Raw genomic sequence first — 14,042 nt, forward strand, 5'->3', positions numbered from 1 at the left:
AAATCAAAGAGTCAACCTTTTTTTATTCTTTATAAGTCGGGTCAGAGATAACAATTTGTACCCTGCGGTTTTTTTGCATATTTTCCTCCGTCGTGTTCGGAACGAGCGGACGTGTATCACCATGGCCAACAGCGATAAACCGTTCAGGTTCGAGACCAATATCATCAATAAAAAAACGGATCACACTCGTTGCACGCGCGCTGGACAATTCCCAGTTAGATGGATAAATAGAATTTTTAATCGGGCGATTATCGGTGTGCCCCTCCACTTTCACCAGGTTAGGCATCGCTTTAAGCAGCTTGCCCGTTTTCTCTAAAAAGGGATAAGCCTCCTGGAGCACGACAGCATCTCCCGTACTAAACACAATCTGCTCCTGCAAAACGAGCACGACTCCCCGTTCATTTCTGATAGCTGCTGCTGTATCTTCCAGTTTATTTTCCTCTAGATACTTTTGCACTTCTTTGGCAAGCTGATCGAGGGATTGTTCATTTTTATTCACTTCTTCTTTATTCATTTTGGGTGACGGGTATTCTCCAGGGACGATGGAATCATTCGTCTCAAAAACCCCTTGCGTATTAAATGATTGAGCGATCGATTTAAACTTGATCATATCAATTTGCGACATAGAAAAAAGTAAAATAAAAAACACTAACACGAGCGTCACAAGATCGGCAAAGGTTACCATCCACTTCGGAGACCCTTTTTGTGCCGGCTTGCGGGAAGAGCGGCGCCTGCTGATCATACTTCTGCCGCCTCACTTGCCGCCAATGCTGCTTTTACTTTCCTCTTATCTCCAGCTGAAAATGCCTGCAGCTTCTCTCGAAGGATGTTCGGATTTTGCCCCGACTGCACACCGACAACACCTTCAATAATGATTTCACGAAAAAATACTTCTTTTTCCGTTTTCAATTCCAACTTTGCAGCCATCGGCAAAAAGACAAGGTTAGCAAGCAATGAACCGTAAAGAGTAGTTAACAGAGCTACAGCCATATTCGGACCAAGCGAAGTCGGATCATCTAAGTTTTTCAGCATGAGTACAAGACCGATCAATGTACCGATCATTCCCCAGGCTGGTGCGTAATCGCCCGCCTTTTCCAACATGCTTCGCTTCTTTCTATGGCGCTCTTCTAAAGCAATAATCTCAGCATTCATAATATCAACAAGCATCTCTTGCTCAAGGCCATCGATCGCTAACAGCATTCCCTTTTTTAAAAACTTGTTGTCTTCTTGTGCTAATTCACTTTCAAGTGTCAGCAATCCTTCCCGCCGCGCTTTTTCAGACAGCTCGACAAACCGTTGAATGAGCGCTTCTAAATCCATTTCCTCTTCACGAAACGCTTGTTTCACAACGGTGAACAACTGCTTGATCTCGCTCAATGGAAAGTTGATCAATAACCCCGCTGTCAGACCGCCGAAAACGATCAAAGTCGACGGCAAATGGATGAATGAAGCAAAGCCATCCATGCCGCCGCTCGTCAAAACAGCAAAGGCTAACAAAGCAATCCCCACAACGATACCAATCGGTGTCAATGCATCGAACTTTTTCATCTTTCCTCCCCTACTCTCTGACAAACAAATCCCGGGCTGCTGACAAATCTCCACTTTTTTATGAGCCCGAGGGTGTCTAAAATAGACTTGAAATTCGTCTTATATGTTTAGTATCGGAGGAAAGGTTATTTTGTTGACCCTCTTTTTTCAATTCGGTGAGGCAGGACAACATTTGGGCTTTCAACTTCTTCTTTATTCATGTATTTCGTTAATAATCTCATAGCAACAGCCCCAATATCATATAGAGGCTGCACGACAGATGTCAGCTGTGGCCGCACCATCAAAGCGAGTCTAGAGCTGTCAAAGCTGATTACCTCAAGTTCCTCTGGAATGTTCACACCGCTGTCCTGAGCGCCATGAATGACACCGAGAGCCATTTCATCATTATTGACAAACACAGCCGTCGGTCTTACTTCCGCCTCCTGAAGTTTGTGCCACGCTTCGATTCCAGAATCATACGTATAATCCCCTTCCACAAGGAGATCATCCGCTGCCGGCAAATCGAACGAGGCAAGTGCGTCTCTATAACCGTTTAGTGCGTGTTGATTGGTCGTATCATGCAATGGACTGGCAACAAAAGCAATATGTTGATGACCTTTTTCCGCCAGCATACTAACGGCATCCACTGCTGCTTCCCTGTAATCAATATTAACGGATGGAATACGGCCTGCGGATTCTACAGAGCCTGCCAGCACAACAGGAACAGGAGAACGTTCAAATTCTTCCACATGCTCCTTTGTAATTTGTCCGCCCATAAAGACAAGTCCGTCTACTTGCTTGCCAAGCATTGTATGGATTAAGCGCATTTCTTTATCTGCATTTTGGTCAGAGTTGCTTAAAATAATATTGTATTTATACATTGTCGCAATATCTTCAATGCCCCGCGCAAGCTCCGCATAGAAAATATTTGAGATATCAGGGATAATGACACCGACCGTTGTCGTTTTTTTACTAGCAAGTCCGCGGGCAACTGCATTTGGACGATAGCCCAGCCTCTCAATTACTTCAAGCACTTTTTTTCGTGTAGCTGGTTTCACATTTGGATTTCCATTCACTACACGGGAAACGGTAGCCATAGAAACACTTGCTTCTCGTGCTACATCATAGATCGTTACATTCATTTTTATCTCTTCTCCTTCACATTAGCATCTATCTCTATCTTAACAAAAAAAACTCCTGTGAATACACAGGAGTCACGCTTTTACAGGAATAGATCGAAGAACTTCACTGTAAAATTCATTAAATTGTTGCAAATTCATTTGCTGAGCAGAATCAGAAAGGGCTACTGCTGGATCTGGATGTACCTCAGCCATTACTCCATCCGCTCCAATAGCAAGTGCTGCTTTTGCTGTTGGAATTAATAAATCACGGCGTCCTGTCGAATGTGTAACGTCAACAAGAACCGGCAAGTGAGTTTCCTGTTTTAAAATCGGTACAGCTGAAATATCTAGTGTATTGCGTGTAGCACGCTCGTACGTGCGGATGCCGCGCTCGCAAAGGATAATTTGATCATTTCCGCGGGAAATAATGTATTCCGCTGCATTAATGAACTCTTCAATGGTTGCAGCAAGACCTCGTTTTAATAATACCGGTTTTTTCACATCACCGGCTGCTTTTAACAACTCAAAGTTCTGCATATTGCGGGCACCGATTTGAATCACGTCAATGTAATCGCAAGCAAGCTCTACATCAGCTGGATTTACAATTTCGCTCACAACTCCAAGGTTGTACTCATCTGCCACTTTCTTTAAGATTTTCAAGCCTTCTACGCCAAGACCTTGGAAATCATATGGAGAAGTACGCGGTTTGAATGCGCCTCCGCGGATTAATTTTAATCCTTTATCTTTAATGGCCTGTGCCACTTCTGCTACTTGTTCATAAGACTCTACTGCACACGGTCCAAATACAAATGTTGGTACACCGTCTCCCACTTTTTCGCCGCGAATGTCAACAATTGTGTCTTCTGGCTTTTTCTTACGGGAAACAAGAAGTGCTTTGCGGTGATCGTCTTGCTGTAATTCCAATCCTGCTTTAAAAATCTCCTTGAACAAATGCTCGATCGTCGAATTTTCAAACGGACCGTTGTTGCTTTCAACAATCCCATTCAGCATTGCTCTTTCGCGGACAGGATCGTAACGATTGACACCTTGTTTTTCTTTCACACGCCCAATCTCCTGTACAAGCTCGGCACGCTCACTAATAAGATTTAGAAGTTCTACGTTTATTTCGTCAACACGTTGTCTTAACTGATCTAATCCTTGGTTACTCACAATCATCATCCTTCCGCTTTAATGGTGTCTACAATTCCTAATCATTAACTGTTATTTTTCTCTATTTGAGCGTCCATCTTTCGTCATTTGAAAGAGTGGTACAAGAGAGAAACAATCATTTGTAATATTAGGGATTATTATAAAACAAACATTCTGAAATGTCACGAATATTTTTCTTTATTTATTAGACGCTTTTAAGCGTTAAAGTAAAAAAGTGAAAAATAACGGCTAAAAAGGCTTCATTCTTCCTCTTCGGCCGTTCCTTTTCTATAGACTTCACAGGATTAAAAACCTGCTTGTTTTAGCTGCTCCCCCGTGATTTTCCAATGTGACTCATGCCAGACAGGCTGTCCATTCTCAAACAAAAAGGCTTGAGGAGATTGATGAATAACATTGTATTTTTCTGCAATGTAATTAGACAGCTCTCTTGAATCCTGTACCGCTAAATAATAGCCTTTTTCATTCGGGTGTTCATCCAAAAAAGCCTCGTATTCAGCAAACGCGCTAGCACTCACAGGACAAGTCGTGCTATGTTTCAAAAAAAAGAAACGCTTATTTTCTTCCATCAATTTTTCAAAATCGGCAACTAAATGAACCTTTTCCACAAGAATCACCTTTCTAGTTTGAACTTAGTAAATAAAAGAATTTTTGATCCAAAAAACAGCGGGTTGTCCCGCTGTTCCGGATAATACACAAAGTCTATGAAAAACTCTTATTATTTATTATTCTTTTTATTGTTATTTTTTCTGCTGCTGTTAACAGTACTATTTTGATTTGCAGCTCCTACAGCTACTGGGACAGCCTCTTTCTCTTCTTCATTAGATTCTGCTTGATCCCGATTGGCAGAGGAAGGAGATGCGGGCTTGGAATCGGATGGAACAGCTGAACGGTTTGCTTGATCCAAGCTTTTTTCCGTTTGTTCAAACGCTTTTTTCGTTTCTTCCAGCTTTTGAGAAACAGGATCTGCTGTTTCTTGAGCCTTATCCGGTGTGCTGCCTGCTTCTTGAGCACTTGTATTGCTTCCAGATGGCATGATTGTTTTCACTTTATCCATTAACACACTAGATTGTTCTTGAACGGACTGGGACAGGGTAACTGTTTTATCTTTGGCTGCAGAGGCAAAGCTGTTTCCTTTTTCTTTTGCCATTTCTGTCCAGCCGCATGCCCGTTCTTTCAACATATATGTTTGTGAATTAAAGTCACCACGCAGCTCTTTACCGGATTTTGGCGCCGTAAATAAAGCAGTAGCAGCACCGACTAATCCGCCTACTAATGCACCGATTAGAAAATCTTTCGTATTAATGCTGCTATCATCATAATTATTGCCCGCTTCATAATTATCATACTTTACAGTTGGCTTTTTCGTTTTTTCCATCTCGATCTCTCCCCTTCATTCATTAATTAATGGTTCGGCTGGCGAGTCACGGGCACAACTGGTTCAGAAGGAGACAACGCTCCCGCTTTCACCGTTTGCGTCTGGTCATCTTTAAATTTGCCGATGAGCTGTTTTACTACATTTCCCCATTGTACAGCTTGAGAAATTTTGTGCTGGTTTTTCTCCATCTGTGAAGCAACAGTTGTTGTTACTTTATTGATAGACTGATTTAGGTTCTGGACAGTGGTACCTACATCCTTCACAGCATACACGACTGCATTCAACTGTTCAGTCTTATGCTGAACGTCTTCCGCAAGTGCATTCGTCTTATGTAGTAATTCCGTCGTCTCTGATGTAATCCCTTGTAGTTGTCCTTCCAGTCTGTCTATCGTACGGGCCAGGCTGTCCAATGTGTTGTTTACTGACTTCAACGTTTTGGACAAATTTAACACAAGAATTAAAAAAGCAAGCGCTGCTACTAAAGCACTCACATACAGAATAACTTCCATTCTGGAACACCTCCTCCAACTTGTTATACACTAAAGTTACCCTGTAAATAAAGGAATAAACACTCTTTAACTTCTCTCAAATCCCTATTTTTCCTTCTTATTTGTGAAAAAAGTATAAATTATTCACATTTAGTGCTAAACCAAGAAAAAACTGCCGAAGAATTTCTCCGACAGCGGGTAGGGAAATGACAGCCGTCATTTCCTTATTATTCTTCATTTAAGTAGTTTTCATACGCGGCTTGGAACTTTTGAATATCTCCCGCCCCCATAAAAATCAACACTCCGTTTTTATGTTGTGATAAGGATGCCGTGTCTCCTTCTTTCAATAAAACAGAACCAGGAACTTTTTTCTGTAAATCTTCAATAGTCAGTGTTCCTTGATGTTCACGGGCAGAGCCAAAAATATCACACAAATAAACAGAGTCTGCCCCATTAAGACTTTCCGCAAAATCATCTAAAAAGGTCTGTGTTCTTGAAAAGGTATGAGGCTGAAAAATAGCAACAATTTCCCGATCCTGATACTTTTGGCGCGCTGCATTGATCGTCGCCTTGATCTCCGTTGGATGATGGGCATAATCATCAATCAGTATCTGCGTACCCATTACTTTTTCTGAGAAACGCCGCTTCACTCCTCCGAACGTAAGCAGACGCTCTTGCACAATGCTTGTATCGATTTCTTCATACTGACAAAGGGCGATGACAGCAAGTGCATTTAATATGTTATGGTCTCCGAATGACGGAATTTTAAATGTAGCATAGAATGTATGGCGGACGAACACATCGAATATCGTGCCTGTTGCATCGTGCTGGATATTGCGTGCCTGGAAATCATTTTCCTCCGCAAATCCGTAAAAGACGACAGGTACTTTTGCATGAATACCTTGCAAATGTTCGTCATCTCCACATGCAAAAATCCCTTTTTTAACCTTTAATGCCATTTCTTGAAAAGCAGAAAAGACATCTTCTACATCTTTAAAGTAATCCGGATGATCAAAGTCAATATTCGTCATAATCGCGTAATCAGGGTCGTACGATAAGAAGTGACGGCGGTATTCACACGCCTCAAAAGCAAAGTATTTTGCTCCTTTTTCTCCTTTTCCCGTACCGTCTCCAATTAGAAAGGAAGTGGGCTTTGCACCGCTGATTACATGGGCTAGCAAACCAGTAGTCGATGTTTTTCCATGAGCACCTGTTACAGCAATGCTCGTAAAGCCTTGCATAAAGTCTCCTAGGAAACGATGGTAGCGGATAACAGGCACCTGCAACTCGTTTGCCCGTTGGATCTCTTCATGGTCATCAGGAAAGGCATTCCCCGCAATGACAGTCATGCCAGGCTGAATATTATCCGGCCGAAACGAAAGAATAGGGATTCCCGCTTCCTCCAGCGCTTTCTGTGTAAAAAAAGATTTATCAACATCGGAGCCTTGCACTTGTTCACCTTGGTCGTGAAGCACTTGTGCAAGGGCGCTCATTCCCGAGCCTTTAATTCCAACAAAGTGGTATATCGTCATAATAGAACCTCCAGCATTCGTCTATCCGTAAGCATTATATGTATCTTAAGCCATTTTGCCCTTTTATAGACGACGGACAGTTAGCGTTTTACATTGAAATATTATAACACTTCTTTATTCGGATAAAAAGGTATTTTAAGTTTTCAACTCATACTCGATTCATTAAGAGCATGCAGCTCCTCTTCTGTCATGAGCACTTCCCGCGGTTTGCCAGCCCGCTGGCCGGATACCAGCCCCTGTGTTTCCATCATTTCAATTAACCGGGCCGCTCGATTGTAGCCCACCTTAAAGTGGCGCTGTAACAGTGAAGTGGACGCCCCCCCCTGACGAACAACAAATTCACACGCCTCCAAAAACAACTCGTCTTCTGTTTCAGACAGTGCCGCTTTTTGCAGCAGATCCTCTTGCTGGAACAAGTACTGCGGCTCCTGCTCCTTTCTTACATGTGCAACGATTGTATCAATTTCATCATCGGAAACAAATGTACCTTGCAAACGAACCGTTTCAGATGCCCCATTGTTTAAAAACAGCATATCACCTCGGCCTAGAAGCTTCTCCGCTCCCCCTGTATCGATGATCGTCCGCGAGTCCACTTGTGATGAGACAGAAAAAGCAATTCTCGTCGGAATATTCGCTTTGATTAACCCTGTGATGACGTCCACAGAAGGACGCTGTGTCGCGACAATTAAATGAATGCCGCATGCCCGTGCTTTTTGGGCAATCCGGCAAATCGCTTCTTCTACATCAGCCGGTGACATCATCATTAAATCGGCCAGTTCATCAATAATAATCACAATATAAGGCAAATGTTGGCTTTTTTGCCCATTCTCTTTTACTTTTTCATTGTACTTCGTAATATCACGAACACCAGAGTGAACAAACAATTCATAGCGCCGCTCCATTTCCTCCACCGCCCACTTTAACGCAGCTGTAGCTGCCTTCACATCGGTAATGACAGGACTCACTAAGTGAGGAATGCCATTGTAAGGCGCAAGTTCGACCATTTTCGGATCAATGAGCATCAGCTTTAACTCATGCGGGGCTGCTTTATATAGAAGGCTGACAAGAATGGAGTTAATGCAAACACTTTTTCCCGATCCTGTCGCACCGGCAATTAAGCCATGCGGCATTTTCTTTAAATCAAGTACAACTGGCTCTCCAGATATATCGAGTCCTAATGCTGACGTGAGTGGAGAAGAATGGTCCTTAAATACTGAACTAGAGATAATTTCACTAATTTGTACAGGCCTGCTCTTTTTATTCGGAACTTCAATTCCAATGACCTGCGTCCCGGGGATAGGTGCTTCAATACGAAGATTGCGGGCAGCGAGACTCCGTTTAATATCATCGGTTAAATTGGTAATTTTGCTTACTTTTACCCCTCGTTCCGGTTCTACTTCAAACCTTGTCACAGATGGGCCGACAGTGACATTCACAACAGCAGCTTTTACGTTAAAGTTTTTAAACGTTTCATTCAGCACTTCGCTTTGTGATTCTACCCATTCCCCTTCTGTTTCTTTTACTATAGGCGGCGATAAGTACGTTTCGTAAGGAAACACGTAGTAGTCTGGTTCGGCCCCGTAAGCCATTTCTTGTTCTGGTTCTTCCTGTTTCTTTGTCTGCTCCGAAACGTATTCCGGTTCTAAATCAAGACAGCCGACAGGAGCTTCTTCCTCAGCAGGAACAAGCTGTACAGATGGCTGAGAAGACCCTTTCTCCCGCTTTTCCCAAGCTTCACGGTCTTTCTTTAACATCACGACATTAAACGGTGTTTGTCTTCGTTTCGGTCTGCTTTCCTCTGTCTGAAGGACGTTTTTCTCTTCTGGGAGTTCTTCTTTATATTTTTCCTGAGGTGTTATTTCTTCTTCCATCTCCACCTGTACAATGGGCTCTTCTTGAAGCGGAGGATCTACAACAGGCTGTTCTTCTTTTTCAATCACTGCTGCAGCTGATTCCTCTTCCGCCCTAAAGGATGGCATGGCTTCCGCATCAAATACTTTTTTCTTTTCTTCCACCTTAAACAACAAAAGCGGTTCTTCATTTGACGGCTCAGGTACGGACTCTTCTTTTTCAAAAACACTAGAAGGAGCAACGATCACTTCTTCCTGTTTCTCAATAGCCATGCCCGTCGAATCCGGTTCGTGTTCAAGCACTGGCGAAAGCAGGGAATCCAGCTGATCTTCGTTGTCTATCCATTTTTCAATATTTTTTGTTTCGTTTAAAGGACGCTTTCGAAAACCATATACAGGAGACGGAATTTCTGTCGGCTTAAATGGCCCAGGAGACAGTTTGTAAGCTGGTGAAGCTTTTACCGGCTTTACAGGAGGGACCACCTCCTCTTGTACGTATCTATATTCTCCGTGCTTCTCCTGGGTATCAGGAACAGCTTGTCTATCTGAACGCCTTTCCCGGCGCGGCCGCGGCGGTGTTTCATGATGTCTCCGAGGCAACAATTCCTGTGATGGATAGCGGTACGTTACTCTCGTTTCCATTTCCTGTGTATCAGGGGTACGCCCATGAACGGAATGAAGCATTGTCTGCTCATCCGTCCGCTGTAAAATCGTCTCTTTATGCTTTAGCGGTTCATCATACTGTTCGAATTCATCATCTATTTCTTCGCGAAATAATCCTATTATTTTTTTGAAAAAACTCATTAAAATCACTCTTTCTTTTTTTAAAAGTTCATTCCTATTTTAACAGTTTTTTTCATTGTTACGATAGTGAATCGCAACAATTGAGCCTTTCGAACCGCCAGCCATAAAAAAAGCTGAAAGCGGCGATCCGCTTTCAGAACTTTTCCTAGAGATTATTTAATTTTTTCTTTCAGCGGGTCGATTTTTAGCCATAATAAAGATCGGCTCCAGATGCCCTTCGTCATAAATAAAGGAGAGAGCTGTAATGGGGACATGACCGCCGGCAAAAAAACTCATCGTCATTTGGGCGAGTATGTCGTAACCCGTTTCATTCCGGATGTCACCAATAATGAGCACATCGCCATGCGGCACAGACACTGTCATGTCACCTTGGATGTTCTCAGCCATTTCTTTTAAAAACTTTTCATTCAACACACGGCTGGAATCATACCCGTCATTTGTATTCAGAAAATAAAACAAATTGCCGGAAACCTCGTCTTTCTTCATATCCGTTGATAAAGAACGAAGATTGAAACGCGCCATTTCACGAATACGCTCTTCCGTCCAATTCTCTTTTTTCATTAATCTCTCATCGATCAGGCGATACGTTTTGCCAAGATCCAATGCGTAATAAATACGCGTTTCTGCCGTATGTTCATCTATAAAGAACGGTACACCTTCTGTGGTCTCCTTTGGAAAAGAAGTGGAACGAATAACAGGAAAAATATGTTTTTCCTGATCCAACAGTGAATGATCTGCTCCCATCACTGCCAGCGCTTCTTCCACATAATAAACAACCTCATCGATCGCTTTTTCTTTTTTCTCGTGCCATTTAGCTATAATTCCGGGCAAGGAAACGGTAATTCCTTTTTCCGATTCTTTATTTTCAATCCGCAGCTCGTCTTTTTCACGGTTAAATATAAAGGCGCGATTATCCTTTTGCAAACGTTCTTCAAGAATACGTTTTAGCTTTGTTGAATCCACAAACATCCTCTCCTTCCTCAACAAAGACGCCTGGCTGTCGATATTCTCCTCACACATACAAGAAGCGGCCGACAAACCAGACGTTCAATTTTACAGCTTTTCAATAAATTGTTCAATTTCCTCTTTCGTCTTTCGATCTTTGCTGACGAAGCGGCCAAGCTCTTGGCCATTTTCAAATGCAATAAAGCTCGGAATACCGAAAATGTCCATATTTATACATAAATCAAGAAAATCATCACGATCCACATAGACAAATGTATAATCATTGTATTTCTCTTCTATTTCAGGCAGAACCGGCTCAATAACCCGACAATCCGGGCACCAGTCAGCAGAAAACAAAAAGAGATGCTTTCCTGATTCTTTCATCTGCTGAAACTCGTCCATTGATGTTAACTTCTTCATTTTATTTCCCTCCTGTCGAGATCGTCATCTGTCCTGGCTGAATCCAGCCTTTTTTCCTCATCGCTTCTGATATCACTAAGCTTATCACAAGCGGACCGGCAAAATGAAGCAGAAAGACTTGCATCAAGACACTTGCTTCAAAGCCCATAACAGAAAAAGTCATGATTTGCCCGACAAATCCTGATGTCCCCATTCCAGCACCTGCGGCGTTATTCATCATTGGCCATATCGTTGTACCAATGGGCGCCAAAAGCGCACCGGCAATGGTCGGAGGAATAAGTATGAGCGGGTGCTGAATAATATTCGGTACTTGCAGCATGGAAGTACCGAGTCCTTGAGCGATAAATCCGCCAAATTTATTTTCACGCCAGCTGGCTGCAGCAAAACCAATCATTTGCGCACTGCATCCAATCGTTGCGGCTCCTGCAGCAAGACCGTTTAAATCGAGCATCATAGCAATGGCCGCACTCGAAATTGGAGCGGTAAGGGCGAGTCCCATTAATACAGCCACTAAAATGCCCATCGTAATCGGCCGCTGCAAAGTGGCCCAGCTGATCCAGCTTCCGAACCATTTCATAAACTCAGCAATGCCCGGTCCTAAAAAGGCAGCTGCCGTATAGCCAGATGCAATCGTGACGAATGGCGCAACGATAATATCTACCTTTGTTGTTCCACTTAATGCTTTGCCGATTTCAGCACCTAAAAGAGCTGCTATGTAACTGCCGGCTGGACCGCCAAGTGCCGCGCCCGCAGCTCCCGTCACGGCACTTGCAAAAAGAACAAGCGGGGGAGCTTTTAAGCCAAAAGCGACAGCTACTCCAATGGCCGGCCCCATTAAACCCATCGCCAGTTCTCCCATTTCTATGAGAAAAGGAACAGCAAACTGCTGGCCGATTGTTTTAATAATCAATCCAATAATAAGCGAGCTGAACAGCCCGAGCGCCATGAAGCTAAGCGCATCTACAAAATATACTTTCGGTGACAGCGTCACACCTTTTTTCTGTAAATATGCTTTCATCCCTCTTCCTCCTTACACCTTTTATTTACTGGTGTAAAGACAATTATATACTTGTTTCTACGACAGATGAAGAGGCTATCTGTTATTTTTCAACAAAAATTGACCGAGTAACAATTTCGCTACATGTACAAACATTTCGTCTCTCGTAACGAGACCGTTCGTGAAAACACCAATGGCTCCCTCAGAATGACGAATGCCTTCCCGAGTGGTGAATCGATCCATCACTGGACCCAGTTCCTCACCACTCCGAAGGCAATCGGCTATTTCTTGCGGCAGCAGGATTCTGGCACCCCCGGCTGTCATAACCGGCTGGTTCTTTACAGCAAGTGCTCCCCAATTGCATAAAAATAGTCCCTCTGCTGTTTCCATTACCCCTCCTTCAAGACCGATGCCAATATCAGCGTTGCCTTCACTTAAAACACGTGTTGCCCGGTTGATTGCCCCCCACCTCGTCTCTTCGTCGGAAAATGGCTGCTCTTTGACACCAGACGGAACAGAAAGTGTCACTATGTCCATTTCCAGCCCTGCTTCTTTTACCACTCGTTCCACAGCTAATTTCTTTGCTTTATTTAATGAACCGATAGCGAGTTTCAAGTGATCCCTTCTTTCTTTGTTCCCCTTCAAATATTGTGCTCTTCTCTCAACTTCCCGCCTTTATTGAAGCAACGGTCGCTTGATCGCTCGCTTTTACGAGGCGTATGAGCAACTCTTTTGCTGCCGCGTAATCATCAACGTGAATAATGGAAGCATGCGTATGGATATAGCGGGAACAAATACCGATCACTGCACTCGGCACCCCTTCATTGGAAGTATGAACACGACCTGCGTCCGTTCCGCCTTGTGACACAAAGTATTGATACGGAATATGATGGCTCTCTGCAGTATCAAGGATAAATTCGCGCATGCCGCGATGGGTCACCATTGTACGGTCAAAAATACGAAGAAGAGCCCCCTTACCGATTTGGCCGAATTCATTTTTATCACCTGATGCATCATTAGCAGGACTTGCGTCAAGAGCATAGAAAATATCTGGCTGAATCATTTCAGCTGCTGTCTGAGCACCGCGCAGACCAACTTCTTCCTGCACCGTTGCTCCGGAGTAAAGAATGTTCGGAACTGTTTCATCTTTTAGCTCTTTCAACAGTTCAATCGCGAGCCCGCATCCATAACGGTTATCCCATGCCTTAGCAAGAATTTTTTTCTCATTCGCCATCGGTGTAAAAGCGGACACTGGTAAAATTGCCTGTCCCGGCTTAATGCCAATTCTTTTTGCATCTTCTTTATCATCAGCACCGATATCAATAAGCATATTTTTTATTTCCATCGGCTTCTTACGCTGTTCTTCACTTAATAAATGGGGAGGAATAGAACCGATCACACCGATCACTGGGCCATCGTCCGTCATAATCTGCACCCGCTGGGCAAGGAGTACTTGATTCCACCAGCCGCCAAGCGGCTGAAAACGAATCATGCCGTTATCTGTAATTTGCGTCACCATGAAGCCAACTTCATCCATATGGCCGGCGACCATCACGACAGGACCATCTTCCTTCCCTTTCTTCACACCAAAAATACTGCCGAGCCCATCTTGGATAATATTATCCGCATAACGCTCTAGCTGCGCACGCATGAATCGTCGCACGTCATGCTCATTTCCCGATGCGCCAGGCAGTTCTGTTAACGTTTTAAAGAGTTCCATCGTTTCTTTATTCATTATGTGCCTCCCTTTTTTACCTACATCTTACAGAAAGTTGGACTAGCTTTCCAGTAAGTTCATGACAAATTATTGAAC

Annotated in this window: 14 protein-coding genes; all 14 read right to left on the reverse strand. The window is 43.4% G+C overall.

Going from position 1 to position 14,042, the window contains the following annotated elements; translation table 11 throughout:
• Positions 1-22: 22 nt before the first annotated feature.
• Positions 23-742, reverse strand: coding sequence for a flagellar motor protein MotS (gene motS / locus QYG89_RS03145; protein WP_404314438.1), 720 nt, complete (start codon positions 740-742; stop codon positions 23-25).
• A complete protein-coding gene (gene motP, locus QYG89_RS03150; RefSeq protein ID WP_404314441.1) occupies positions 739-1,548 on the reverse strand; it encodes a flagellar motor protein MotP in 810 nt (269 codons plus the stop codon). The genes motS and motP overlap by 4 nt, the downstream gene beginning before the upstream one ends.
• A 125-nt stretch (positions 1,549-1,673) precedes the next feature.
• Positions 1,674-2,669: a catabolite control protein A gene (gene ccpA / locus QYG89_RS03155; protein WP_404314443.1), complete on the reverse strand. Its 996-nt coding sequence runs from the start codon at positions 2,667-2,669 to the stop codon at positions 1,674-1,676.
• Positions 2,670-2,741: 72 nt separating this feature from the next.
• Positions 2,742-3,818, reverse strand: coding sequence for a bifunctional 3-deoxy-7-phosphoheptulonate synthase/chorismate mutase (locus QYG89_RS03160; protein ID WP_404314445.1), 1,077 nt, complete (start codon positions 3,816-3,818; stop codon positions 2,742-2,744).
• A gap of 284 nt (positions 3,819-4,102) precedes the next feature.
• Positions 4,103-4,423 carry a bacillithiol system redox-active protein YtxJ gene (ytxJ, locus tag QYG89_RS03165; protein WP_404314447.1) on the reverse strand — a complete coding sequence of 107 codons (321 nt, stop codon included), beginning with the start codon at positions 4,421-4,423 and terminating at the stop codon, positions 4,103-4,105.
• A 110-nt stretch (positions 4,424-4,533) separates the two neighbouring features.
• Positions 4,534-5,193 (reverse strand): YtxH domain-containing protein, encoded by a 660-nt coding sequence (locus QYG89_RS03170; protein ID WP_404314449.1) that lies wholly within the window; start codon positions 5,191-5,193, stop codon positions 4,534-4,536.
• Between the two features lie 26 nt (positions 5,194-5,219).
• Positions 5,220-5,702: a DUF948 domain-containing protein gene (locus tag QYG89_RS03175; protein ID WP_404314451.1), complete on the reverse strand. Its 483-nt coding sequence runs from the start codon at positions 5,700-5,702 to the stop codon at positions 5,220-5,222.
• Positions 5,703-5,908: 206 nt separating this feature from the next.
• Entirely contained in the window at positions 5,909-7,213 is a 1,305-nt protein-coding gene (gene murC / locus QYG89_RS03180; RefSeq protein WP_404314453.1) for a UDP-N-acetylmuramate--L-alanine ligase, read from the reverse strand.
• Between the two features lie 143 nt (positions 7,214-7,356).
• Positions 7,357-9,867, reverse strand: a complete 2,511-nt coding sequence (locus QYG89_RS03185) for a DNA translocase FtsK (protein ID WP_404314455.1) — start codon at positions 9,865-9,867, stop codon at positions 7,357-7,359.
• Positions 9,868-10,023: 156 nt separating this feature from the next.
• Entirely contained in the window at positions 10,024-10,836 is an 813-nt protein-coding gene (locus tag QYG89_RS03190) for a DUF1444 domain-containing protein (protein WP_404314457.1), read from the reverse strand.
• Positions 10,837-10,920: 84 nt separating this feature from the next.
• Positions 10,921-11,232: a thioredoxin family protein gene (locus QYG89_RS03195; RefSeq protein ID WP_404314459.1), complete on the reverse strand. Its 312-nt coding sequence runs from the start codon at positions 11,230-11,232 to the stop codon at positions 10,921-10,923.
• Position 11,233: 1 nt separating this feature from the next.
• Positions 11,234-12,250 carry a PTS transporter subunit IIC gene (locus QYG89_RS03200; RefSeq protein ID WP_404314461.1) on the reverse strand — a complete coding sequence of 339 codons (1,017 nt, stop codon included), beginning with the start codon at positions 12,248-12,250 and terminating at the stop codon, positions 11,234-11,236.
• A gap of 75 nt (positions 12,251-12,325) precedes the next feature.
• Positions 12,326-12,844, reverse strand: a complete 519-nt coding sequence (locus QYG89_RS03205; protein WP_404314636.1) for a DUF84 family protein — start codon at positions 12,842-12,844, stop codon at positions 12,326-12,328.
• Between the two features lie 46 nt (positions 12,845-12,890).
• Positions 12,891-13,964, reverse strand: a complete 1,074-nt coding sequence (locus QYG89_RS03210; protein WP_404314463.1) for a M42 family metallopeptidase — start codon at positions 13,962-13,964, stop codon at positions 12,891-12,893.
• Positions 13,965-14,042: the final 78 nt, after the last annotated feature.

The sequence above is a fragment of the Bacillus lumedeiriae genome, assembly GCF_044891285.1.
Lineage (GTDB): Bacteria > Bacillota > Bacilli > Bacillales > Domibacillaceae > Pseudobacillus > Pseudobacillus lumedeiriae.

Excerpts from the sequence above, each read along its gene's own strand:
- motS (WP_404314438.1), bottom strand. The coding sequence starts at position 742 with ATGATCAGCAGGCGCCGCTCTTCCCGCAAGCCGGCACAAAAAGGGTCT.
- motP (WP_404314441.1), bottom strand. The coding sequence starts at position 1,548 with ATGAAAAAGTTCGATGCATTGACACCGATTGGTATCGTTGTGGGGATT.
- ccpA (WP_404314443.1), bottom strand. The coding sequence starts at position 2,669 with ATGAATGTAACGATCTATGATGTAGCACGAGAAGCAAGTGTTTCTATG.
- QYG89_RS03170 (WP_404314449.1), bottom strand. The coding sequence starts at position 5,193 with ATGGAAAAAACGAAAAAGCCAACTGTAAAGTATGATAATTATGAAGCG.
- QYG89_RS03175 (WP_404314451.1), bottom strand. The coding sequence starts at position 5,702 with ATGGAAGTTATTCTGTATGTGAGTGCTTTAGTAGCAGCGCTTGCTTTT.
- murC (WP_404314453.1), bottom strand. The coding sequence starts at position 7,213 with ATGACGATATACCACTTTGTTGGAATTAAAGGCTCGGGAATGAGCGCC.
- QYG89_RS03185 (WP_404314455.1), bottom strand. The coding sequence starts at position 9,867 with ATGAGTTTTTTCAAAAAAATAATAGGATTATTTCGCGAAGAAATAGAT.
- QYG89_RS03190 (WP_404314457.1), bottom strand. The coding sequence starts at position 10,836 with ATGTTTGTGGATTCAACAAAGCTAAAACGTATTCTTGAAGAACGTTTG.
- QYG89_RS03195 (WP_404314459.1), bottom strand. The coding sequence starts at position 11,232 with ATGAAGAAGTTAACATCAATGGACGAGTTTCAGCAGATGAAAGAATCA.
- QYG89_RS03200 (WP_404314461.1), bottom strand. The coding sequence starts at position 12,250 with ATGAAAGCATATTTACAGAAAAAAGGTGTGACGCTGTCACCGAAAGTA.
- QYG89_RS03210 (WP_404314463.1), bottom strand. The coding sequence starts at position 13,964 with ATGAATAAAGAAACGATGGAACTCTTTAAAACGTTAACAGAACTGCCT.